The organism is Corynebacterium sp. c25Ua_89 (assembly GCF_047459735.1).
GTDB classification, from domain to species: Bacteria; Actinomycetota; Actinomycetes; order Mycobacteriales; family Mycobacteriaceae; genus Corynebacterium; species Corynebacterium simulans.
On record NZ_JASBOD010000002.1, the window covers coordinates 174,874 to 196,353 of the forward strand.

Annotated in this window: 23 protein-coding genes; 10 read left to right on the top strand and 13 right to left on the bottom strand. The window is 61.5% G+C overall.

Going from position 1 to position 21,480, the window contains the following annotated elements:
• Nucleotides 1-23: 23 nt before the first annotated feature.
• From QKB66_RS03620 to QKB66_RS03630, 3 genes are read left to right on the top strand one after another with little or no spacing between them, the layout of a single operon-like run.
• Nucleotides 24-986, top strand: coding sequence for a 1-phosphofructokinase family hexose kinase (locus QKB66_RS03620; RefSeq protein WP_414252708.1), 963 nt, complete (start codon nt 24-26; stop codon nt 984-986).
• Nucleotides 987-1,027: 41 nt separating this feature from the next.
• A complete protein-coding gene (locus tag QKB66_RS03625; RefSeq protein WP_414252709.1) occupies nt 1,028-3,151 on the top strand; it encodes a fructose-specific PTS transporter subunit EIIC in 2,124 nt (707 codons plus the stop codon).
• A 51-nt stretch (nt 3,152-3,202) separates the two neighbouring features.
• Nucleotides 3,203-3,472 (top strand): HPr family phosphocarrier protein, encoded by a 270-nt coding sequence (locus QKB66_RS03630; protein ID WP_062038643.1) that lies wholly within the window; start codon nt 3,203-3,205, stop codon nt 3,470-3,472.
• Between the two features lie 89 nt (nt 3,473-3,561).
• Here QKB66_RS03630 and QKB66_RS03635 read toward each other — a convergent pair whose 3' ends face one another.
• The 3 genes from QKB66_RS03635 to hflX all read right to left on the bottom strand — a co-directional run bounded on the left by QKB66_RS03635 (nt 3,562) and on the right by hflX (nt 7,439).
• Nucleotides 3,562-4,560, bottom strand: a complete 999-nt coding sequence (locus QKB66_RS03635; protein ID WP_414252710.1) for an HNH endonuclease signature motif containing protein — start codon at nt 4,558-4,560, stop codon at nt 3,562-3,564.
• 113 nt (nt 4,561-4,673) lie between these two features.
• The gene (locus QKB66_RS03640) at nt 4,674-5,954 is read right to left on the bottom strand and encodes a uracil-xanthine permease family protein (RefSeq protein ID WP_070497239.1); all 1,281 of its coding nucleotides are present in this window, start codon (nt 5,952-5,954) and stop codon (nt 4,674-4,676) included.
• A gap of 30 nt (nt 5,955-5,984) precedes the next feature.
• On the bottom strand, nt 5,985-7,439 hold the full coding sequence (gene hflX, locus QKB66_RS03645) for a GTPase HflX (RefSeq protein ID WP_248091765.1): 1,455 nt from the start codon (nt 7,437-7,439) through the stop codon (nt 5,985-5,987).
• 79 nt (nt 7,440-7,518) lie between these two features.
• Between hflX and QKB66_RS03650 the strand changes: the two genes are divergently transcribed.
• Together QKB66_RS03650 and QKB66_RS03655 are read left to right on the top strand one after the other, a co-directional pair.
• Complete coding sequence (locus QKB66_RS03650) at nt 7,519-8,295, top strand: hypothetical protein (RefSeq protein ID WP_414252711.1); 777 nt, start codon at nt 7,519-7,521, stop codon at nt 8,293-8,295.
• Nucleotides 8,296-8,317: 22 nt separating this feature from the next.
• Nucleotides 8,318-8,833: a hypothetical protein gene (locus tag QKB66_RS03655; RefSeq protein ID WP_062038628.1), complete on the top strand. Its 516-nt coding sequence runs from the start codon at nt 8,318-8,320 to the stop codon at nt 8,831-8,833.
• Here the strand turns inward: QKB66_RS03655 and dapF are convergent.
• The 3 genes from dapF to QKB66_RS03670 are packed head-to-tail and all read right to left on the bottom strand — an operon-like array spanning nt 8,830 to nt 11,158.
• Entirely contained in the window at nt 8,830-9,660 is an 831-nt protein-coding gene (gene dapF / locus QKB66_RS03660; protein ID WP_414252712.1) for a diaminopimelate epimerase, read from the bottom strand. The two genes, QKB66_RS03655 and dapF, sit on opposite strands and share 4 nt — an antisense overlap.
• A complete protein-coding gene (gene miaA, locus QKB66_RS03665) occupies nt 9,657-10,559 on the bottom strand; it encodes a tRNA (adenosine(37)-N6)-dimethylallyltransferase MiaA (RefSeq protein WP_414252713.1) in 903 nt (300 codons plus the stop codon). The genes dapF and miaA overlap by 4 nt, the downstream gene beginning before the upstream one ends.
• Nucleotides 10,553-11,158, bottom strand: coding sequence for a hypothetical protein (locus tag QKB66_RS03670; RefSeq protein WP_414252714.1), 606 nt, complete (start codon nt 11,156-11,158; stop codon nt 10,553-10,555). Before QKB66_RS03670 ends, miaA begins: the two co-directional genes overlap by 7 nt.
• A 96-nt stretch (nt 11,159-11,254) precedes the next feature.
• Between QKB66_RS03670 and QKB66_RS03675 the strand changes: the two genes are divergently transcribed.
• Both QKB66_RS03675 and QKB66_RS03680 read left to right on the top strand, forming a co-directional pair.
• A complete protein-coding gene (locus QKB66_RS03675; RefSeq protein WP_070823575.1) occupies nt 11,255-12,562 on the top strand; it encodes a DUF349 domain-containing protein in 1,308 nt (435 codons plus the stop codon).
• Nucleotides 12,552-13,652: a GNAT family N-acetyltransferase gene (locus QKB66_RS03680; RefSeq protein WP_414252715.1), complete on the top strand. Its 1,101-nt coding sequence runs from the start codon at nt 12,552-12,554 to the stop codon at nt 13,650-13,652. The genes QKB66_RS03675 and QKB66_RS03680 overlap by 11 nt, the downstream gene beginning before the upstream one ends.
• Nucleotides 13,653-13,661: 9 nt before the next feature.
• Here the strand turns inward: QKB66_RS03680 and QKB66_RS03685 are convergent, their stop codons facing one another.
• From QKB66_RS03685 to QKB66_RS03705, 5 genes are all read right to left on the bottom strand, one after another.
• Nucleotides 13,662-14,255, bottom strand: a complete 594-nt coding sequence (locus QKB66_RS03685) for a hypothetical protein (protein WP_248091749.1) — start codon at nt 14,253-14,255, stop codon at nt 13,662-13,664.
• A gap of 11 nt (nt 14,256-14,266) precedes the next feature.
• On the bottom strand, nt 14,267-15,787 hold the full coding sequence (gene miaB, locus QKB66_RS03690) for a tRNA (N6-isopentenyl adenosine(37)-C2)-methylthiotransferase MiaB (protein ID WP_414252716.1): 1,521 nt from the start codon (nt 15,785-15,787) through the stop codon (nt 14,267-14,269).
• A gap of 41 nt (nt 15,788-15,828) precedes the next feature.
• A complete protein-coding gene (gene recX / locus QKB66_RS03695; protein ID WP_311517843.1) occupies nt 15,829-16,425 on the bottom strand; it encodes a recombination regulator RecX in 597 nt (198 codons plus the stop codon).
• Nucleotides 16,426-17,559 carry a recombinase RecA gene (recA, locus tag QKB66_RS03700; RefSeq protein ID WP_061923051.1) on the bottom strand — a complete coding sequence of 378 codons (1,134 nt, stop codon included), beginning with the start codon at nt 17,557-17,559 and terminating at the stop codon, nt 16,426-16,428.
• Nucleotides 17,560-17,769: 210 nt separating this feature from the next.
• Entirely contained in the window at nt 17,770-17,985 is a 216-nt protein-coding gene (locus QKB66_RS03705) for a DUF3046 domain-containing protein (RefSeq protein ID WP_414252717.1), read from the bottom strand.
• 117 nt (nt 17,986-18,102) lie between these two features.
• On the opposite strand from QKB66_RS03705, the gene QKB66_RS03710 reads away from it, so the two are divergent.
• From QKB66_RS03710 to QKB66_RS03720, 3 genes are read left to right on the top strand one after another with little or no spacing between them, the layout of a single operon-like run.
• A complete protein-coding gene (locus QKB66_RS03710) occupies nt 18,103-18,675 on the top strand; it encodes a biotin transporter BioY (RefSeq protein WP_248091731.1) in 573 nt (190 codons plus the stop codon).
• A complete protein-coding gene (locus QKB66_RS03715; protein WP_414252718.1) occupies nt 18,676-19,368 on the top strand; it encodes an energy-coupling factor ABC transporter ATP-binding protein in 693 nt (230 codons plus the stop codon).
• Between the two features lie 31 nt (nt 19,369-19,399).
• Entirely contained in the window at nt 19,400-20,014 is a 615-nt protein-coding gene (locus QKB66_RS03720) for an energy-coupling factor transporter transmembrane component T family protein (protein WP_414252719.1), read from the top strand.
• A 74-nt stretch (nt 20,015-20,088) separates the two neighbouring features.
• Here the strand turns inward: QKB66_RS03720 and QKB66_RS03725 are convergent, their stop codons facing one another.
• Nucleotides 20,089-20,952: a PspA/IM30 family protein gene (locus tag QKB66_RS03725; protein ID WP_061923070.1), complete on the bottom strand. Its 864-nt coding sequence runs from the start codon at nt 20,950-20,952 to the stop codon at nt 20,089-20,091.
• Between the two features lie 134 nt (nt 20,953-21,086).
• Entirely contained in the window at nt 21,087-21,446 is a 360-nt protein-coding gene (locus QKB66_RS03730; protein ID WP_061923073.1) for a helix-turn-helix domain-containing protein, read from the bottom strand.
• Nucleotides 21,447-21,480: the final 34 nt, after the last annotated feature.

Sequence of the window (21,480 nt, forward strand, 5' to 3'; positions counted from 1 at the left end):
TGCGAAAGGGACGAGTCTCCACAATGATTCTCACATTGACCCCCAACCCCAGTATTGACGCCACCCTAAACCTCCAAGAAGCCATCAATCCTGGCGCAGTTCACCGCGCCAGTCAGGTTTCTCAGGTCGCAGGCGGCAAAGGCGTCAACGTCACGCACGCGGTGCACCTTGCCGGCGAGAAATCCGTCGCTCTTTTGCCCGCGCGCAAGGGCGATCACTTCCTTACCTTGATGGAAGACGGCAACATTCCCTTCGATGCCGTATCTATGCCCGGTTCTGTCCGAACCAACACCACCATCACCGAGCCAGGTGGCCGCACCACCAAAGTCAACGGCCCTGGCCCTGAGCTCAACGAGACAGTCCAGTCTGCCATTTCCTCCTCGCTGGCCGCGCTTTCCATCGGCGCGGAATGGGTGGTGCTTGCGGGTTCCCTGCCCAAGGGCGTTCCCACGCATTGGTACGCCACGCTTGTCGACGTCATCCGCACCGCCGCGCCCCAAGCACGCATCGCCGTCGACACTTCTGACGCCCCGATGGTCGCCCTTGCAGAGCGCCTCAACGAGTCCGCGCCGAATCTAATCAAGCCCAATGGGCTTGAACTCGGCCAGCTCACCGATACTGACGGAAATGCACTCGAGGCGGCCGCGGAACAGGGCGACTACTCAGGCGTTGTCGAAGCCGCGCGCGTAGTGGTTGGCCGCGGCGTCGATGAGGTTCTCGTCACTTTGGGCGGTGCTGGCGCAGTTCTCGCTACTGCAGATGGCGCTTGGGCTGCTACCCCACCTCCCACGGCTGTCGCGTCCACCGTCGGCGCGGGTGATTCCGCACTTGCCGGCTATATTTTGGCCCGCCGCGCAGGGAAGGACTTTGCGGAAGCTTTGCGCCAATCCGTGGCCTACGGTTCTGCCGCAGCGGCTTTGCCCGGCACCCAGCTACCAAAGCCTGCACAAGTCAATATCGCAGAAACTAAAGTTTTAACCCTATAACCGCGTTTAACTACAACTCTGATCATTAAAGGAGTGCCCTCATGGCATCCAATCTCATCACGACAGACTTGGTCGCGTTGGACGCCGATTTCGGCGACAGTGTCGAATCTGTCATCACAAACCTTGCCACCCTGGTGCACGAGACGGGGCGCGCGACCTCCGTCGAGGGTCTCGCCCAACCGGCCATCGACCGCGAGGCCAAGGCTGGCACCGGCGTGCCCGGAGGCGTTGCTATTCCACACTGCCGCTCTGAGGTCGTAACCGAGCCAACGCTGGCCTTCGCGCGCCTTTCCCGCGGCGTCGATTTCTCCGGTCCAGACGGTGACGCCCAATTGGTCTTCCTCATCGCTGCCCCCGCCGGTGGCGGTAAGGCGCATCTAAAGATCCTTTCCAAATTGGCCCGCGCGCTGGTCAAGAAGGACTTCCTCGAGGCACTGCGTACTGCGGCGACCAAGGAGGAAATCGTCAAGCTGGTGCTGGATGTGGTCAACGCGGAAAAGCCAAAGAAGCCCGCGAATTCTGTTTCCGCGGCGTCATCTGCTTCCGCGGCGTCAACTTCCGCCGCTACGGCGGCGTCCGCTACCGCAACACCAACTACCGAGAACGCAGCCACCAACATCGTGGCGGTCACCGCCTGCCCCACCGGCATCGCGCACACCTACATGGCTGCCGACGCCCTGACCCAAACCGCGGCAGAGCGCACCGACATAAACCTCACCGTCGAGACCCAAGGCTCCTCGAATAACGCCTCCGTCTCGCAATCGGTGATCGACGCCGCTGACGCCGTCATTTTCGCCACTGACGTCGGAGTGCGCGAACGTGAACGCTTCGCCGGCAAGCCCGTCATCGAATCCGGCGTCAAGCGCGCCATCAACGAGCCCGGCGTCATGCTCGATGAGGCAGTCGCCGCCGCCAAGAACCCGAATGCGCGGCGCGTGGCGGGAACGGGGGCGTCGGAAAGCGCGTCTGGAAGCACATCAGGCAGCGGAGAAGAAGGCGAAGCACTCGGCTGGGGCAAGCGCATTCAAAAGGCGATCATGACCGGCGTGTCCTACATGGTGCCTTTCGTCGCCGCAGGCGGCCTTTTGCTCGCCCTCGGCTTCCTCTTCGGCGGATACGACATGGCCAACGGTTGGCAGGCGATTTCCACCAACTACTCGTTGACCAACCTGCCCGGCCACCAAGTTGAGGTCGACGGCGAGATGATGAGCTTCGACCGCTCCGGCTTGCTGCTCTATATCGGTGCGGTGCTCTTTGCCATCGGCCAAGCAGCCATGGGCTTTATCGTTGCGGCACTGTCGGGCTATATCGCCTTCGCATTTGCCGGCCGCCCGGGCATCGCTCCTGGTTTCGCCGGCGGCGCCATCGCCGTCACCCTCGGCGCGGGCTTCATCGGTGGCCTGGTCACCGGTCTTATCGCGGGACTCATCGCCATGTGGATCGGCAACTGGAAGGTCCCGCGCTGGATCGGTTCCCTGATGCCGGTTGTCATCATTCCACTGCTGACCAGCCTTATCACAGGTCTGTTGATGTACCTGCTGCTCGGCGCTCCGCTGGCCGCAGTTATGGACGGCCTGCAGAACTGGCTATCTTCCATGTCCGGCTCGTCTGCCGTGCTGCTGGGCATCATCCTCGGCCTGATGATGTGCTTCGACTTGGGCGGCCCCGTCAACAAGGCGGCCTATCTCTTTGCCACCGCCGGCCTTTCCACCGGCGACCAGGCTTCCATGGAGATCATGGCCGCCGTCATGGCCTCCGGCATGGTTCCGCCGATTGCGCTATCGATTGCAACCTTCCTGCGCAAGAACCTGTTTACCCCGGCGGAGCAGGAAAACGGCAAGTCCGCGTGGCTACTTGGCCTCTCCTTCGTCTCGGAGGGCGCCATCCCATTCGCTGCCGCTGACCCGCTGCGCGTCATCCCGGCGATGATGCTCGGTGGCGCCACCACCGGTGCACTGTCGATGGCCCTGGGCGTCGGTTCGCGTGCCCCACACGGCGGCATCTTTGTCTTCTTTGCCATCGACCCGGCCTGGGCTTATGTCCTGGCTATCGCGGCGGGTGTCGTGATTTCCGCGCTGGCGGTCATCGCGCTGAAGCAGTTCTGGCCGAACAAGACCGTCGAGGAAGCAGCCGCCAAGGCGGAGGCTGCCAAGGCCGCGGCATAACGCGTACACTCGTAGGCACGAAATCTCACATAGTCGAAAGGACTTATCATCATGGCATCTAAGACCGTAAAGGTTGGCTCTTCCGTCGGACTGCACGCACGTCCTGCGTCCATCATCGCAGACGCTGCAGAGGCTTATGACGAAGACATTCTGCTGACCCTCGTCGGGGGCGATGACGACGAAGAGACCGACGCAGCTTCCTCCCTGATGATCATGGCCTTGGGCGCTGAGCAGGGTGACGAAGTTACCGTTACCTCCGAGAATGCAGAAGCAGTCGAGAAGATCGCCGCTCTCATCGAGCAGGACCTCGACGCTTCCTAGCGTTAGCTTTAAAAGACTCCCGAGCTTTAAAGCTTGGGAGTCTTTTTTAAGTTTTGAGCATGCCAAAGCGCCCGCGCGTGGCGGGGGCTCTAGCTCACCGGCGAAGCCCACGGCGGCAACCAGGTGATTTTTCCGCGAATGCGAGCCAGCTTTCCGCGGGAAGTTTTCGGCGAACTTCCTGGCGGAGAGTCGTCGTTTATTCCGTTGTGATACGCACAGCAGGTAACGAGGTTTCCGATGTTCGTATCGCCTCCCCTAGCCCAAGCGGTGAGGTGATGGACCTGCGCACTATCCGCCGGGTGATTACAGCCCGGCCACGCGCACGTGGGATTTTCGGCCGCGGCCAGCAGACGCTGCTTTTCATTAGCAAACCGCCGCATGCGATAAAGATTGACCGGCCCTTCATAAGGATGCACGAGGCTGACCAATCCATGCGCGGAAAGCACGCGGGAGACGAAATCCGCGCCAGAAATGCTCGCGCCGTTGGTCATGCGAAGCAGGATTTCCTCTCCGCCGCCTTGCGCGATTTCCACGAACTCATCCAGAGTGATGACGACGTGGGAGCCCGCCACCGGCTTGTGCGCACCGGAAAAGAATCCCTCATAAAAGGATTGGACGGGCGCTTCGGGTTTTAAGGCAGAGAAGATATCGGCAATCATGTCCTGCTTGCCGGTAACGGTCAGGGACCACAGTGCTTGGCGACGCCGCGTAATCCGCACCCCTTCGTGTGGTTGCTTGGCGTATTCTTTCGCCATCGCGCGGGCTTTTGCCTTCAGCTTGTCCGCGGGAAGGGTGCTCGCGCAGAGTGCTTCCCGCACTTTCCACTTATCGCGTTGGCGTGGGATGCGGGAAATGTAGCCTTCGATCATCGTCAGCGTGGACAGGCTATGCGCTGAGCTCTGCGCGTTGCGCTGGCGGCGCGAAGAGGAGGTGGGGCCAAAATAGATGCCCGCCAGATAGATAAGCTCGCGGGCTTGTAAGTTCGACGCGCCGAGCTGCACGAGCTGTGCTTCGCTGCGCCGGTAGGCGCCGGCAAGAATGGCCATGCCTGGCGCCTGGGCTGCGAGGAAGTCTGCTAGTGCGTTCATGGTTTTTGAGCCTAAAAAGCCCTCACCAAGCCCCACAAGAGGCAATTTTTGGCCTGTGGATAACTTCGCCAAATTCACCCCGAAAAGGGGCGAGATTGGTGACGTATCCCCTTTTAGTACTTGGCGCCCTTGCCCTCACCAAGTGTTTCGTAGAGCCACTTCGCCGCAGGGTAGACCACAATGACGCCGATGGAGCCCCAAGCGATGCCCTCGAGGGAAACGGAACCCACGTTCAGCGTCAGGTTGCCGATGCCCGCAATCAACGCCACCGCAGCACAGGTCAGGTTCACCGGATTGTTGAAGTTGACCTTGTTATCCATCCAGATACGGATGCCCAGCATGCCGATGAGGCCGTAAAGCACGAGGGTCGCTCCGCCCAGCACACCGGTGGGGATGGTGAAAATCAGGGCGCCGAACTTCGGGATGAAGGCCAAGCAGATGGCGAAGACCGCAGCCACCCAGTAGGCCGCCGTGGAGTACACGCGGGTCGCGGCCATAACGCCGATGTTCTCGGCATAAGTTGTGGTGCCGGAACCGCCGAAGCCGCCGGCGATGGCGGTGCCGAGACCGTCGGCAATAAGCGCGTCGCCAGCTAGGTCATCGAGGTCGCGCTTCGTCATCTCAGACACGGCCTTAACGTGGCCGATGTTTTCTGCGATCAGCACCACCAGCACCGGCAGCGCCACGGCGATGGCAGAGAACTTAAACTCCGGCGAGTGGAACTGCGGGAAGCCAATCCAGGCAGCATCGCGGATGGTCTGCGCGGTTCCTTCCGCCAGGTTTCCGGTAAGCGCCGCAAAGACCCAGCCCACGACAACGCCGATGAGGATGCCCAAGCGGGAGACCATGCCGCGCCCACCCACGGTCGCAAGGACGATAGCAGCCAGGGTAATCGCTGCAACGAGCGGCTGGGTCTGGAAGTTCGTCGTGGCCGCCGGCGCCAAGTTCAGGCCGATGAGCGCCACGATGGAACCGGTCACGGCCGGCGGCATCACCGCGTCCAGCACACGGCGCCCCGCAGCTTTCACCACGAAACCGACGGCCATCAACACTGCACCGGTCACCAAAATGGAACCGGCCTGCGCACTAATGCCATACTGCTGCGACGCCGTCAGCGGTGCGATGAAGGCAAAAGAAGAGCCCAGGTAGGAGGGCAGGCGATTGCGGGTAATCAACAGGAACAAAATAGTGCTGATGCCCGAGAACAGCAGCGTCGTATTAACCGGGAAACCGGTCAAGGTGGGAACCAGCAACGTAGCGCCAAACATAGCCACCACGTGCTGCATGCCGATGCCGATAGTGCGGCCCCAGCTCAAGCGTTCTTCGGGCGCTACTACCGCGCCAGGTGCAATATTCTTACCATCGCCGTGCAGGCGCCAACCAAAAGTACTCACGAGCTTTCATTATGGCCCACCAGCGGCGTTTTAGGAAACTTCTTCCGCAACGTACTCCGCCAATTCGTGGGCAATGGAGGCAGGCAGGCGGACGTCGACAAGCGTGCCCTCCCCTGTGTACTCCTCGCCCAAAACGGTGCCTTCGGCATGCACACGGGAGACAACATCGCCGCGAGTAAAAGGCACCAGCAAACGCACGTGCACATCACGGGAGTTGAGAAAGAGCTCAACGCGCGAGGTCAGCTCGTCAATGCCCTCGCCGGTGTGCGCGGATACGTAGACCACGTTCTCGCGGTCGAGCACGTGACGAATCTCAGCAAGCACCAGCGGATCGGCCTTATCGATCTTGTTGATGACGATAATCTCCGGCGGCGCCTGCTCGCCTGTTTCCTGCACGATGTCATAGATGACCTTATTGACAGCCTCGATCTGTTTCAGCGGGAACGGGTCGGAGCCATCGACCACGTGCAGCATGATATCTGCAGCCAAGACCTCCTCGAGGGTGGACTTGAAGGCCTCCACCAGCTGCGTGGGCAAGTGGCGCACGAAGCCGACGGTGTCGGTGAAGACGACTTGGCGGCCGTCGGCAAGCTCTGCGCGGCGGGTGGTTGGGTCAAGGGTAGCGAAAAGCGCGTTTTCCACCAGCACGCCTGCGCCGGTCATCGCGTTGATGAGGGAAGATTTGCCCGCGTTGGTGTAGCCGGCGATCGCAATTTGCGCGATTGTCGACGCCTGACGCTTCGAGCGTTTGATATCACGTGCGGTTTTCATTCCGCGCAGCTCTTTACGCAGGCGCGCCATCTCGGAGCGGATGCGGCGACGGTCGGACTCAATCTTGGTCTCGCCGGGGCCGCGCAAGCCGACGCCGCCGTTAGAGCCCGCGCGGCCACCCGCCTGGCGCGAGAGGTTGCCGCCCCAACCGCGGGTATGGGTATAGAGGTATTCCAGCTGTGCAAGCGAGACCTGCGCCTTGCCCTCTTTGGACTTCGCGTGTTGGGCGAAGATATCCAGAATCAGCATGGTGCGGTCAATGACCTTGGTGTTGAGCTCGCGCTCTAGGGCGGAAAGCTGGCCGGGCTGCAGTTCGCCGTCGCAGATGACGGTGTCGGCGCCGGTGGCTTCGACGATTTCTTTGAGTTCTTGGACCTTGCCACGGCCGATGTAGGTGCCGGGGTCGGGCTTTTCGCGCTTTTGGTAAATCGCTTCTACGACTTCGGCGCCGGCGGTCTCGGTCAGCGCGGCAAGCTCGGCCATGGTGGCCTCTACTTCGGCGACGGTGCCTTCGGTCCATACGCCCACGAGTACGACCTGCTCGAGGCGCAGCTTGCGGTACTCCACCTCATAGCCATCGGTGGTGTCCTCAGCGCGGATGGTGGTGGAAACGCGGCGAAAGGCGTTGCGCTCGGCTAGATCGAGGTCGCCCGTGGTGGGCTGGAATTCCTCACCAAAAGCCTGCGCGAGAAGTTCTTCGTGATTTTCGTTCATGTTGCTTTTATTCTTGCACGTCGCAGGCTTAAAACCCCAATTTTTAGTAGCTAAAGCCTGCGGAGATACAATAGCCACTATGACCGAATCTTCCCCCGCCTCCACTGCCAATACTGAGATGCAGGCAATTGGCCTGAACTTTGTGCGTTGGCAAGACGCCGTTGAGGCAGCTATTTCCACCAACCAGCTCACCGTCACCGGCGAGATCCGCGACGGTCAGCTCATCCAATTCGCGGACCCGTCCGGAGCGCAGATCAATATCCTCGCGGTCGAGCCTTTTGCCACCTATATCGGTTTCGATTCCGTGACGCAGGGCTTTGCGCATGTGTCCATGGTCAATGACGTGCTGGCTTTCATGGAAATCCTGGACCCATTCGGCACCGTTCTCGCACAGGCCACCGCTAACCTCGCGCAGGGTCCGCTGCTGGCAGACGAAGAAACCCAGCCGTGGCAGCAGGTAGGCCTTAGCGTCATGGGCTTCGGTGTGAAACGCTTTGCCTCCGCCGCAGACTACGAGGCGGAGTTTGATACTTACCCCGCAGCCTTCGAGTCTGAGGGCGCAGAGATTGTCGCGCAGGGTTCCGGCGCAGCGGTGCCTACCCCGGGCTGCCGATTCGCCGCCCGCGTGATGGAATCCGAGTGGCGCGAAAACCAGCTCACCGGCGAAAAGTTCATGCACCTGGTCATGGACGGCGTCTTCCCGTTCGACCTCTGCTTACCGGCCAGCTTCGGCGAGCTTCCCGCCAAGGATGAAGTTCTGGCTGGAACTGGTATGCTGACGGCTTCAATCGAAATGCCCACCGGCGGCTGCGGCTCCGACGGCGGCTGCTCCTGCGGTTCTGGCGGATGCCACTAAATAAAACGAAGAAGGGCCAGGTATGGACTCGACAGGGCGACATATGCTCGCCGTCACCCTCGCGGTGGTGGCAGCCGTTGCGCTCATCGTGACCCTGAAACTGCCTGGCCTTTTCATTTCGCTCTTGGTGGCAGGCGCCATATGGCTTTTCGCCTCTGCACGTCCCGACGCCTCCGAGCACGCCGCCCTGCGCACCTCCATCGATCTTTCCGCGGACGATATCCGCGACGTGATCGCTGAATTCGACGCCTTCTGCAATTCGCAAAATACCGATGCCATTGCAGACCGCACTTTGCACCGCCCCGCGCTGCTGGATCTGGATTGCACGGATCCCACCATCGAGGCCTTCCGCTACGAATTAAACGGCGCCAAGCGATTCTTAAGCCGCTTGGACATCCGCGTATACCGCACAGACATCGAAACCGACGAGCTGGAATCCCTCTTAAGGGTTACCGATGACCGCGCGACCGAGCTGCGCGAGACCTGGCTCGCCGCCCGCCGCGCGGCCCTTTCCCTCGGCACGCACTACAAAGACTAAAGCGCGGTCTCGCCAGTTGCCACGATGCGCGAAGGGCCGGTAAGACGCGAGTCTTCGTCAAAGATCTCCACTTCCACCGTGCCGCCGGGAACATGGACGCTGACGGTGCCGGTGCCGTAGCCGGCGTCGGCAAGCGCGGCGCATGCGGCCGCCACGGTGCCGGTGCCGCAGGAGCGGGTCTCTCCGACGCCGCGTTCGAAGACACGCATGGAAACGGCGCCTTCGGCGAGCTGAGTCAGCACCTCAACGTTGACTCCCTCGGGAAAGAAGGACTCATCGAAAGTCGGCTGCTCGAAGGTCATCTCGGCCAGGCCCTCTGCTGAAAGCCCCGGGATGACCGCTGCCAGGTGTGGATTGCCCACGTCGACACCTAGGCCCGCAAAGCTCTCGCCTGCCATCGACGCGGTGGAAACTCCGGTTACCCGCGCAGCACCCATCTCCACGCTAACCTGCGCCTCGAACTCATCGAAGGAATGCACCGTCACCGTTTTCGCACCGGCACGGGTGCCGACGGTGAAGGAATCGGCATTCACCAAGCCGCGGGAGCGCACCCAGTGGGCGAAGACGCGAGTGCCGTTGCCACACATTTCGGCGACGGAACCATCGGCGTTGCGGTAGTCCATGAACCAATCCTCGTCCGCGATGCCGTCTGCGAGCGGCTCCCCCAGCGCGCCCGCGCGGACCACGCGCAGCAGGCCATCCCCGCCGATGCCGGCGCGGCGATCGCACAGGCGCTGCACGCGCTCGGGGCTAAGCTCTAGCTGGCCGTCATGGTCTTCGATGATGACGAAATCGTTTTCCGTACCGTGTCCCTTGGCAAATTTCATGCCTCAATAATACGCAGCGCCTGCCCGCGCGTATCGGCGGCCGCATCCAGCCAGTTGATGCGCTTGTCGCGGTTAAACCAGGAGCGTTGGCGGCGCACGTAGCGCCGCGTTCCGGTAATCGTACGCTCTATGGCTTCATCCCAGGTCAGCTCTCCTCGCTGAGCTTGGAATACCTGCGCGTAGCCGATGGCGCGGCCGGCAGTGGAATCTTCTACGAGGCCTTGTGTTTGCAGGCGCTCGACCTCCGTTACGAGCCCGCGTTCGAACATACGTCGGCTGCGCAACTCGATGCGCGGGTTGAGCCAATCTGCTTGCGTGCGCAGGCCCAGCAGCAGCGTGTTCCAACGCGGCGGAGCGTCCTTCAGCGGCTGGCTGGCCTTGAAGGGTTTGCCGGTCAGCTCGATGACCTCCAGCGCACGGACGGTACGCCGCGGGTCCTTGTCCTCGATGATGGCGGCCGCGGCCGGATCTACTTCTGCAAGCTCCGCGTGCAGCTTATCGACGCCGATTTCCACCCTCCGCTGCTCATACTTCGCGCGAACTGCAGGGTCGGTGGGTGGAAACTGCCAGTCGTCGACGAGCGCTTGGACATAGAGCATCGAGCCGCCCACGAGGATGGGCGTTTTGCCGCGGGCCATGATCGCCTCGACGTCGGCAATGGCGTCTGCTTGATAGCGCGCGACGGAGGCCTTCTCCGTGACTTCCCAGACGTCAAGCTGGTGGTGCGGGATGCCCTCGCGTTCTTCAATCGTGAGCTTCGCCGTGCCGATGTTCATGCCGCGGTAGAGCTGCATGGAATCGACGTTGACAACCTCGCCGTCTAGCTCATGCGCGAGCTGCACGCCCAAGTCACTTTTACCCGAACCCGTAGGCCCTACGACTGCGATTGGTCTTAGCATTGCCACCCCGCCACGTATCGTCCAACGCCCAGCGTCGAATCCGCCGCGCGCAGTTCTGCCTTTAGCGGCCGCAGCGCCGCGAGCTCTGCCCACAGCACAGTCTCCTCGACGCCGGCGGCACGCAGCTTTTCTTCATCGCAGCTTTCGTCCGCGCCCGCTAGCAGGGATTCGCACCACCGGGCGGCCGCGGGGGCGGCGTCGATAAGCGCGAGCGGCGCGCGTTGGGTAAGCCCGGCACTGCCGTCTACGCACACGATGGTGAGAACGCCCGCGCGCGGGGTGCCTAGGTGCTCGCGGACCTCGCCCACGCGATAATCCGGACCACCTGCAAGCATGTAGCGCGCCATAAGCTCCGGCAGGTAATTGCCCTCGCCCAGCTCCACACTCGGGGCACCCCACGCGCGCAGTGAACCTGTATGTGCCGTATGCCAGCGTGCATCCCTGGAGCCAACGATGTCTAACACCAGCTCCTCATTGGCCGACGCGTATTCGCGGACCAGCTGCCGAGCTGCGCCTAATAGCGCGCGGCTAGGGGCATCTGCGGGAGATAATTCCTCCGCCAAGGCCGGCGAGGAAGGCATAATCAAAAGATTTAACATTGCTCACTCATCCTAATGCAGGAGAAGGTACTGTTAGGGAGAACACTCTAGGCAGCCGTGACGCGCGGCGCGACTTTCATAAAGGCGGTTTCAACCATGTCTATCCCAACCCCAGGTGCAATGCCCAAGAAGGGTGCTCGTCCAGGCCCTCGCCCGGGCGCACAGCCGGCGGCTAAGGTCGCAAAGAATGATCCGGCCAAATGGGGCCGCGTGGAGGAAGACGGTTCCGTCTTCGTCAATGCTCCCGAAGGCGAACGCAAGATTGGCGAGTGGAAGGCCGGCACCCCGGCTGAGGGCTTGGCGCACTATGGTGCCCGCTACGATGACCTTTCCACCGAAATTGAGCTGCTGGAAACACGCTTGAAGGCGCACCCGGGCGAAGCGGAAACCATCAAGGCCACCGCCGCGGAGCTGCGGGAGTCTTTGCCTACCGCTGCCGTTATCGGCGATATTGCGGCCTTGGACAAGCGTTTGGGCGCTGTCATCGAGCACTCCGTAAGCGCCGGCGAGCAGGCGCAGGCCGATAAAGCGCGCCGCCGCGCGGAAGGCATCGCGGCCAAGGAGAAGCTCGCGGCAGAGGCCGAGGACATCGCAGCGAACTCCACCGAGTGGAAGGCCGCGGGAGATCGCATCCGCGCCATCCTCGAGGAGTGGAAGCAGATTCGCGGAATCGACCGCAAGACTGACGACGCCCTCTGGAAGCGCTACTCGCGCGCACGCGACTCCTTTAATAGGCGCCGTGGAGCGCACTTCGCGGAACTGGACCGCAATCGCGCGGCGGCCCGCAAGCGCAAGGAAGAGCTCGTCGAGCGCGCCGTGGCGCTGCAGGATTCCACCGACTGGGCAGCCACCGCGCGCGCCTACCGTGACCTGATGACCGAGTGGAAGGCCGCCGGCCGCGCCCCGCGCGAGGCCGATGACAAGCTGTGGGCGCAGTTCCGCGCTGCGCAGGACCACTTCTTCTCCGCTCGCAACGCCGTCAACGACGAGCGCGATAAGGAATTCGCCGCCAACGCGCAGGCGAAGGACGCCCTGATTGCGGAATACGACTCGCAAATCGATCCTTCCAAGTCCATCGAGGCCGCCAAGGCGAAGCTGCGCGAGCTGCAAGAAAAGTGGGAGGAAATTGGATTCGTCCCACGCAACCAGGTCCGTGAATACGAGGCCAAGATTGAGGCCCTGGAAAAGCGCGTTTCCGCCGCGGAGGATTCCGAGTGGCGCCGTACCGACCCCGAAGCTCAGGCACGCGTGGCGCAGTTCCAGTCCAAGGTTGACGATCTAAACGCGCAAGCCGACGCCGCCGCTGCCAAGGGCAACGCCACGAAGGAGCAGGACCTGCGCGCCCAGGCCGCGCAGTGGCAGGAGTTCGCGGACGCAGCGGCAGCTGCTGTAAATGACAAATAGTTTGCTCGTCCAGATTGTCCCCGGCCGCGGAAAGCCAGCAGATTGCGTCCGTAGCTTCGTCTTCGACGCGAACCTGTATGCGCAAGAGGCCAGCGGTGACCCAGCCGCATCTTCTGCGCCTTCGCGGGTGGTCCAGCGCCTACAAGGCTCGAACGAGTCGCAGACCTATCTCTTTGGGCTAACTTCTCCTACCCCACTGGAGGTGGGCGCGCTGGGCGTGCCCACTATTTCCGCGGTGGAGCCCAGCCCGGAGTTGGATTTCGACGGCTTCATCCATATCTCGCTGCCTCTTCTTGAAGAAACACAGAATGCGGAAATCGAGTGCGTTCTCGCGGCGGGCCTGCTGCCCATGCCCGGCGAGGAGCTGTCCGCGGAAGCGCGCGGGGTAGCCAAGCAGCTTGTCGACGCCGCCCTCGACCTGGCCCATAAGCTCGGCCGCAGCGTCGCGCAGGTAGGCATGCTCTACCCTGCCGATGCGGACTACTCTTATGACCCGTTCTCAGGCCCGTATATCGCGCGGGGCTTTGCACAAATGCACGCCGAGCACCAGATGTTCGTAGAGTTTCCGGATACGCCAGCGCGGCCTTTCCCGGTGGCCTCGCGCAAATTTCATGTCTTTGCCGACTATGACATCCCCGCTGAGTATCTGGATGACATCCTGGAGCTTTTGACCGTGGCCTCCACGGATGCGGTCTACGGCGATTTGAGCACCGAGCCTATTTATTGGACCGCGCAGCGTTTGGAGGAGGCGCATCGCAGGCTGCGGGCACGGCGCTCGCATACTCTTCTGGTTGCGGTCGAGGAAGCCGGGCGTATCGTGGCGCTGACGGAGCTTTCCCGGCACGCGGATGCGGACCCGGAGGTCTGTGAGTGGACGCTGACGGTCACCGCCCGCGATAGGCGTCGACGCGGACTGGCCACGGCTGCGAAACTGCACGCACTGCACGAGGTCGCGCGGTGGTGGCCGGACGCGCGCCGGGCATATTGCTCGGTAGCGGATGAGGACCCGGCGATGAACCGCATCTATAAGCACCTAGGTGCGAAGGTTATTTCCACGTCCTCAGCCTGGGAGCTGCATCTCCGGAGTTAAATTCGGAGCTTAACGCTTGTGCGCTCGGCGGCGCCGGTCGTCGATAAGCAGCGGATTCTCCTCCGGAGGAAGTGTGGTCGCGGCCTCCGTCTGCAGGACGCCGACTTGATCGAGGGAGCTGGCTGCGGCGCGGGCCTTTTCGGCCGCTGCAATTTGCTCGGGGCTGCGCCTAAAGGCCACGCGGCAGTACGCCAAGAATGCAATCAGGCTAGCGAGCACGCCGACCCACATGCCGATGGAGGCGCCGTTAGCGGTCGAGCCGCGGTACCAGAAGCCCCAGAGGTTAAGAAACAGCGAGATTGCTACCAGCATCCATGCAGCAAGGCCGTAGTTTAAGCGGCGGGTGATGACGGTGAGGCTAGTCAGCACGCCGATGCCCAGCAGGGCACACCACCCCGAGATGTTCTCCATGATGGAAATCTTCACACTCGGGCTGCCCAGACCAAGGACCTCCCAGCCGTGGGCGGAGCCGGCATAAGGCAGAACCAGGTACGCCACCCACGCGACAACCGCTGCGATGAGCGCGGTTTTGTAGCCTCCCAGTTCCATCTTCTGGGCGGCAGCGCGCTCGGCGGCGTGGGCGGTGTCGTACTGATTGCTCATGAAAAACTCCTTTAGCAGCCGCAGGAATCTTGGGTGGCGGGGGCGCCAACCTGCGGTAGCCCCAAACCTACGCCGATAGGCGCGGTGGTTGGGGTCTGCCCCGCTGCGGACATGTCGCCGGCCTTAGTGCGGCGGTGCTCGGTAACGCCGGAGTCAGCCACGAGGAAGAAGGAACCGGAATCGGTAACGGTGGTATGCACGACGTCGCCTGGGCGGATATCTGTGCTGATGGAAGTGCCGGCGGCGTCGATAGGCGCAAAGTGCACGAGGCGGCCATCGCGGGAACGTCCGGTCAGGCGGTGAGTCTTGTCAGCCTTGCGGCCGCCCTCGGCCTGCACCAGCAGCTCGACGTCGGTGCCAACCAGCTTCGCATTCTCCTCGGCTTGGATGGAGTCTTGCAGCGCGACGAGGCGCTCGAAGCGCTCCTGCACGATGTGCTTCGGGACCTGCTTTTCCATCTCCGCCGCCGGGGTACCCGGGCGCGGCGAATACTGGAAGGTAAAAGCGGAGGCAAAACGGGCGCGCTTTACCACTTCCATGGTGGCCTCGAAGTCCTCTTCGGTCTCGCCTGGGAAGCCGACAATGATATCGGTGGTGATGGCCGCATGCGGCATCTTCTCGCGGACTTCATCCAGGATGGCGAGGAACTTCTTCGAACGATAAGACCGGCGCATCTCCTTCAAAATGCGGTCGGAGCCAGACTGCAGCGGCATGTGCAGCTGCGGGCACACGGCTGCGGTCTCGGCCATGGCATCGATGACGTCGGAAGTAAATTCTGCCGGGTGCGGCGAGGTAAAGCGCAGACGCTCCAAGCCCTCGATCTTTCCCACCTCGCGCAGCAGCTTCGAGAACGCGAACTTATCGCGCGGCAGGTCAGGGTCTGCAAAGTTCACGCCATAAGCGTTGACGTTTTGGCCCAGCAGGGTGACCTCGGAGACGCCTTGGTCTACCAGCGCCTTGACCTCCGCCAGGATGTCGCCTGGGCGGCGGTCCTCTTCCTTACCGCGCAGGGAAGGAACGATGCAGAAAGTACAGGTGTTGTTGCAGCCCACCGAGACCGAGACCCAACCGGCGTAGGCAGACTCGCGCTTTGCAGGGAGCACGGAAGGGAAAGCCTCGAGGGAATCAACGATTTCCACTTGGGCCTCGTCATTGTGGCGCGCGCGTTCGAGCAGCGTAGGAAGGGCTCCCATGTTGTGGGTGCCAAAGACCGCATCGACCCACGGCGCATTATCGAGGACGGTGTCTTTGTCCTTTTGCGCCAAGCAGCCGCCCACGGCAATCTGCATGCCGGGGTGATTCTCCTTGGTTTTCTTCAATGCGCCCAGGGTGCCGTATAGGCGCTTATCTGCGTTCTCACGCACCGCGCAGGTATTAAAGACGATGAGGTCGGGCTCGTCGCCGGAGTCGACTGCGCAGTAGCCTGCCTCCTCCAGCAAGCCGGAGATGCGCTCGGAATCGTGCACGTTCATCTGGCAGCCAAAAGTACGCACTTCGTAGGTGCGGGGCGCCTCAGTCTGGGGATTACTCACGTCGGGTCATTCTATCGGCCAAAGCAGCCAACTCATAAACCCTAGGATTCCAGCTCCGCGATGCGCGCATCCAGCGCCGCAATGGCAATCCGCATGGACATGCCTTGGTTGAAACCGCGCCGCGCCAGCACGCCTACGATGCGGCGCAAGTACTTATCACGTTCCGCCCGATCCGCCGGCACCGTTTTCACAGAGCGCGCTTTCTTTACCGCCAAAGCCTGGGCAATGGACTCCTCAGATTCCTCCGTCACCTGCTCCAGGGCCTCACTCCGCAGGGCTTGGGACACGCCCTTTTCCTGCAGCTCGCGGTCTAGCACCCGCGCGGATTTACCCCTGCGGGCATGGCGCTGGCGCACCCACTCTTTGGCAAAGGTGGCGTCGTCAAGCAGGCCCACGTGTGTTAGGTCATCGAGGACCATCTCCACCACCTCGGCGTCGAATTCGAGGGCAAGGAGGCGGTCACTTAATTCCGTGCGCGAACGCGCGCGCTGATCCAGCAACAACAGCGCGCGGGAGCGCACCTTGGCTTTGGCTTCTTCTGCTTCGGCATCAAAAAGCCCGCCTCCAGCGGCGCCGGATTCATATTCGGCAAGCGCTTGGCGAAGCTTTTCGAGCTTTTCTGGGGCGGGCTTTGACATTTAGTCGTCGTCGAAGTCGACGTTCGGAACCAAATCGACGGCGTCATCCGTCAAGGAATCGTCCGCACCGGGCACGTCCATGTGGACTTCCTCCCCCGTCGCGGCCGCGGCGCCGATGCCCAGCTTGGTGAAGATCTTCTTCTCGATCTCATCAGCCAGGTCCTTGTTTTCCTTCAGGAAGTTACGGGCCTTCTCCTTACCCTGCCCCAGCTGGTCACCCTCGTAGGTAAACCAGGAACCGGACTTCTTGATAAAGCCATGCTCCACGCCAAGGTCGATGATGGAGGACTCACGCGAAATACCCTCGCCGTACATGATGTCGAACTCAGCGATCTTGAAAGGCGGGGAAACCTTGTTCTTCACAATCTTGATCTTGGTGCGGTTACCAATCGCATCCTGGCCATCCTTAAGCGTCTGGATGCGACGGATATCGCAGCGCACGGAAGCGTAGAACTTCAGCGCCTTACCACCGGTGGTGGTCTCCGGGGAGCCGAACATGACGCCGATCTTCTCGCGCAGCTGGTTAATAAAGATGGCGGTGGTGCCGGAGTTGTACAGCGCGCCGGTCATCTTGCGCAGCGCCTGGGACATCAGGCGGGCCTGCAGGCCGACGTGGGAGTCACCCATCTCACCTTCGATTTCCGCCTTCGGGGTAAGGGCCGCGACGGAGTCGATAACGATGATGTCGATAGCGCCGGAACGCACGAGCATGTCGGCGATTTCCAGCGCCTGCTCACCGGTATCCGGCTGTGAAACCAGCAGGTTATCCGTATCCACGCCCAAAAGGCGAGCGTACTCAGGGTCAAGGGCGTGCTCGGCGTCGATAAACGCAGCGATGCCACCTTCCTTCTGCGCAGACGCAATCGCGTGCAGCGCAACGGTAGTCTTACCCGAGGATTCTGGGCCGTAAATCTCCACGATGCGCCCGCGCGGGAATCCGCCAATGCCCAGTGCGATGTCGATGGCGGTGTTGCCGGAGGAAATCGCGCGGATTGGGGGACGCTCGTCGTCGCCAAGGCGCATGACAGCACCCTTACCGAAATCCTTCTCAATCATCGCCATCGCGGCGTCGAGCGCCTTCTGGCGGTCATCTCCCTTGCCCGCCGCAGCGGTGGACTTCTTCTTCGTTGCCATTTTCAATTCCTAACGTTGATTTACCTGCACATCCCACAGGCTCATTGATTTAGACTGCCAAACCGCACCTGCGGTTCCGCAGCAAAAGCTAAGCTAGCGCCGACGCCCGACACCCCAAACCACCTTACACACAAGTGTTCGAAACTAAAATACAAACTCCGCGTGTCCGCCCGGTTTTTAACTCACAGGTCTTCGAATGCGTTCGAACAACTAGAGCGTGGGATAATCCACGCCCAGGCGGCGGTTTTCCGGAACATCAAAATCATGGCACAGGCCTTCCCACACCTCGCCTGGGTCTACCCCACGTTCGATGAGCTCGTCGGCGGTTTCACCGTATTTAGCCAGCACGTGGGAATGGCTTATCCACTTGCCTTCGGATTCACCGAATTCATCGACTATCAGTTGGTGATACTCCGTCAATCGCATGCCCGCTATCCTACAGGCCGAAATTCCAAGCCCCAGCCCCCGCTCAACACGCCCGCCTGAACGCCGTTCAAAAGGCGAGTTTCCCAGCCGCAATGCTAGGCGTGTAATCTGCCCAACATGAAGAAGAACTCTGTCGCGGGCGACATTGCTTACGTTGCCGTCTTTACCGCTCTCATTATTGTCTTCGCGTTCGTTTCGATCCCCAGCCCGGTCTCCGGCGTTCCGATCGTTTTGCAGAACGCCGTCATCACCCTTGCTGGCCTGATTTTGGGCGGGCGCCGTGGCTTCTACGTAGGCCTACTTTTCATCGTTCTGGGTCTCGTTGGCCTACCTGTCCTGGCAGGCGGCCGCAGCGTTTTGAGCGCACTGGCCGGGCCTACTGTGGGCTACATCGCGGGCTATGTCATCTCCCCTGCCGTAGGCGGCGCGATTGCTTACCGCGCCCCGCGCAACAAGGCCGGCATGTGCATCGTCATTGCGCTCGCGGGCATCGTCAGCCTGCTCGTGCAATACACCTGCGGCACCATCGGCATGGCCTTGCGCGCGGGCATGGGCTGGGGCGAGGCCGCACTCGCACAGATTCCTTTCTTGGGCCCTGACGCACTAAAGCTGGCGGTCATGGTCGTTATCGCGATTGGCGTGCACGCGGCGTTTCCGGATCTGATGGGACGCAAGCCCAAGAAGGCATAAATGTCCACCATCGAGTTCCAGAACGTCAGCGTCGCTTTCGACGAGGAAGAGGTTTTAAGCGATATAAACCTCACGCTTTCTGAGCAGCGCATTGCCATCATCGGCGCGAACGGCGGCGGTAAATCCACGCTCACCCGCCTCATCAATGGCCTAAGCGAGCCCACCTCGGGCACCGTGCTTGTCGACGGCGCGGATGTCACCCGCCACGGAAAAGAAATCCGCCGCAAGGTCGGTTTTGTCTTCTCCGATGCGGAGAACCAAATTGTGATGCCGAACGTGCGTGACGACGTCGCCTTTTCGCTGCGTCGGCTAAAGCTCAGCAAGGCCGAGCGGAACGCGCGCGTGGATGCTGCGCTGGAGCGCTTTGGGCTACGCGAGCTGGCAGACCAGTCGCCGCATACGCTTTCTGGCGGGCAGAAGCAGCTGCTGGCTTTGGCCGCGGTTCTCGTGATGGAGCCGGTGCTTATCATCGCCGACGAACCTACCACTCTTTTGGACCTGCGCAACCGCGACCGCATCCGCCGCGAGTTTGCGCGCTTGGAGCAGCAGCTTATCGTGGTCACGCACGACTTGGATTTCATCCACGATTTCGACCGAGTCATTTGCATCGATAATCACCGCATTGCAGCCGACGGCGCGCCCGCTAAGGTCATCGACTTCTATCGCTCGCTTATGGCCTCCCGCCCTCTGTAATTTCCGCCCGCTGTAGCAAAGGGAGACATTCGTGCCACAGAATATTCCGCTTGGGTTTTATGTCGATGCCGATACCTTCATCCACCGCCTGCCGGCGTGGGTGAAATTTGTAGTGCTCATCGCTTTCATCATCAGCACCACGATTTTTGCAAAGACCATTCCCGTAGCCGTGGGCTGCGCGGCAGTCGCGCTTGCGGTCTACCCGCTCGCGCTTATCCCTGCGCGCGTGGCCTGGAGCCAGCTTTATCCCCCGCTCTATTTGCTCGTGGCGCTGGCGGCGCTGCAATGGTGGCAGCAAGACCTTGAAACGGCGGTGGCTACTTTCTTTAGCATTTATGCCGCCATCGTCGCGGCAGTACTCCTCACGCTGACTACTAAGGTCTCGGAGATGATGGAGTCTTTTGAGAAGGCGCTCGCACCTCTTGGCAAGCTGGGGCTGCCGGTGGAAAATATCAGCCTGGCGATGTCACTTACGATCCGCCTCCTGCCGCTGATGCTCGGCACGGTTCAAGAGGTCATGGACGCCCGCAAGGCCCGCGGTGCGGGCACTTCCCTGCTAGCTTTCGGTACTCCGGTGGTCATCCGTTCGATACGCCGCGCCCGAGCCATGGGCGAGGCACTCCAAGCCCGCGGCGTGGGCGACTAGATACCGACTAGATACCGTCTAGATCCACAAAGACCCCCGAGAGAAGTTCTCGAGGGTCTTCTTAGAACTAGAGGCTACTGCTCGCCGCGCAGTTCGCGCAGGCGGGCTTGGACGGCGTCGTCAGCAGCGGCGTTTGGCTGCGCCGCCTGGTCTGCTGCAGAACCAGCGGTGCGGTTGCCCTCGATTGCCTGCTGGGAGTTGCCCTCAACAGCCTTGGAGGAACCCATCTCTGCACGAATCTGCTCCAGACGGGAGTGGCCGGCCAGCTGCACGCCTGCCTGCTCCACCTCGTGCATGCGGTTAGCCACGGAGTTCTCCGCCAGCTCCGCCTGGCCCAGGGCCTTGGTGTAGCGGCGCTCAATCTTGTCACGGACGGAATCCAAAGACGGAGTGTTGCCGTTAGCGGTCATCTCGTTCATGGAGTTGAGAGACTCGGAGACCTTCTCCTGCATCTTCGCCTGCTCGAGCTGGGAAAGCAGCTTGGAACGCTCGTTGACCTTTTCACGCAGGGCCATGCCATTGCGCTCGACGGCCTTCTTGGCCTGCTCTGCCTGCTGAAGGGCTTGATCGTGGAGCTTCTTGGTGTCTTCCACAGACTGCTCTGCGGTAACCAGCTGCGCGGCGAAGGCCTCTGCGGCGTTCTCGTACTCGGTGGCCTTGGTGTTATCACCTGCAGCGCGAGCCTTATCAGCAAGCTCCAGCGCCTGGCGGGTATTGCCCTGCAGCTTCTCAATCTCATTCAGGCGGCGGTTGAGCTGCATCTCCAGCTGACGCTGGTTACCGATGACAGCAGCTGCCTGCTGCGAAAGCTCCTGGTGCTGGCGCTGTGCGTCCTCGATGGCCTGCTCGATCTGCACCTTGGGATCAGCGTTTTCTTCGATCTTGGAATCGAAGAGTGCCATCAGGTACTTCCATGCCTTGGAAAATGGATTCGCCATTAGTGTGTTTAAGCCTTCCTAAGTTGCGTTTAACGCGTGACTAAAAGTGTTTCGTTACCCCACCAATACTAACGAAATCCGCGCCCCACTGTGGTACCCGAAGGCATAAAGTTCACTGTGAGACGCGAAGAGTTTTAAAGCTCAGAAGCAGCAGGCGCGGTGGTTGCCAGTTCCTCGTCCATGGACGGCAGCGCCATGAAACCTGCAGCCTCAATCAAGACGTCAGAAACGCTGACCTCTAGAGCGTGGCAGACGGAGGCCAAAAGCTCGGAGGAGACTTCCTTGCGGCCGCGCTCGAGCTCCGAAAGGTAGCCCGGGGAAACACGCGCGACGCTAGCAAGTTCGCGCAGGGTCACGCCCTTGTCGGCGCGGAATGCGCGAAGGGTCAGTCCCAGCGCCTCACGCAGCAGCGGCTCCGGCGCGCGCTTGGGAGCCTCAACAGCACCTGCCGAGGCGTTGAAAGGCTTTTCAAGAAGTGCAGTAGTAGTGTTCATCAATCTGTACAACGGCGCTGCGGCCGGCTTTGTT

Coding starts and splice junctions, on each gene's coding strand:
- QKB66_RS03620 (WP_414252708.1), top strand. CDS start 24: ATGATTCTCACATTGACCCCCAACCCCAGTATTGACGCCACCCTAAAC.
- QKB66_RS03625 (WP_414252709.1), top strand. CDS start 1,028: ATGGCATCCAATCTCATCACGACAGACTTGGTCGCGTTGGACGCCGAT.
- QKB66_RS03630 (WP_062038643.1), top strand. CDS start 3,203: ATGGCATCTAAGACCGTAAAGGTTGGCTCTTCCGTCGGACTGCACGCA.
- QKB66_RS03635 (WP_414252710.1), bottom strand. CDS start 4,560: ATGAACGCACTAGCAGACTTCCTCGCAGCCCAGGCGCCAGGCATGGCC.
- hflX (WP_248091765.1), bottom strand. CDS start 7,439: ATGAACGAAAATCACGAAGAACTTCTCGCGCAGGCTTTTGGTGAGGAA.
- QKB66_RS03650 (WP_414252711.1), top strand. CDS start 7,519: ATGACCGAATCTTCCCCCGCCTCCACTGCCAATACTGAGATGCAGGCA.
- QKB66_RS03655 (WP_062038628.1), top strand. CDS start 8,318: ATGGACTCGACAGGGCGACATATGCTCGCCGTCACCCTCGCGGTGGTG.
- dapF (WP_414252712.1), bottom strand. CDS start 9,660: ATGAAATTTGCCAAGGGACACGGTACGGAAAACGATTTCGTCATCATC.
- miaA (WP_414252713.1), bottom strand. CDS start 10,559: ATGCTAAGACCAATCGCAGTCGTAGGGCCTACGGGTTCGGGTAAAAGT.
- QKB66_RS03670 (WP_414252714.1), bottom strand. CDS start 11,158: ATGTTAAATCTTTTGATTATGCCTTCCTCGCCGGCCTTGGCGGAGGAA.
- QKB66_RS03675 (WP_070823575.1), top strand. CDS start 11,255: ATGTCTATCCCAACCCCAGGTGCAATGCCCAAGAAGGGTGCTCGTCCA.
- QKB66_RS03680 (WP_414252715.1), top strand. CDS start 12,552: ATGACAAATAGTTTGCTCGTCCAGATTGTCCCCGGCCGCGGAAAGCCA.
- QKB66_RS03685 (WP_248091749.1), bottom strand. CDS start 14,255: ATGAGCAATCAGTACGACACCGCCCACGCCGCCGAGCGCGCTGCCGCC.
- recX (WP_311517843.1), bottom strand. CDS start 16,425: ATGTCAAAGCCCGCCCCAGAAAAGCTCGAAAAGCTTCGCCAAGCGCTT.
- recA (WP_061923051.1), bottom strand. CDS start 17,559: ATGGCAACGAAGAAGAAGTCCACCGCTGCGGCGGGCAAGGGAGATGAC.
- QKB66_RS03705 (WP_414252717.1), bottom strand. CDS start 17,985: ATGCGATTGACGGAGTATCACCAACTGATAGTCGATGAATTCGGTGAA.
- QKB66_RS03710 (WP_248091731.1), top strand. CDS start 18,103: ATGAAGAAGAACTCTGTCGCGGGCGACATTGCTTACGTTGCCGTCTTT.
- QKB66_RS03715 (WP_414252718.1), top strand. CDS start 18,676: ATGTCCACCATCGAGTTCCAGAACGTCAGCGTCGCTTTCGACGAGGAA.
- QKB66_RS03725 (WP_061923070.1), bottom strand. CDS start 20,952: ATGGCGAATCCATTTTCCAAGGCATGGAAGTACCTGATGGCACTCTTC.
- QKB66_RS03730 (WP_061923073.1), bottom strand. CDS start 21,446: ATGAACACTACTACTGCACTTCTTGAAAAGCCTTTCAACGCCTCGGCA.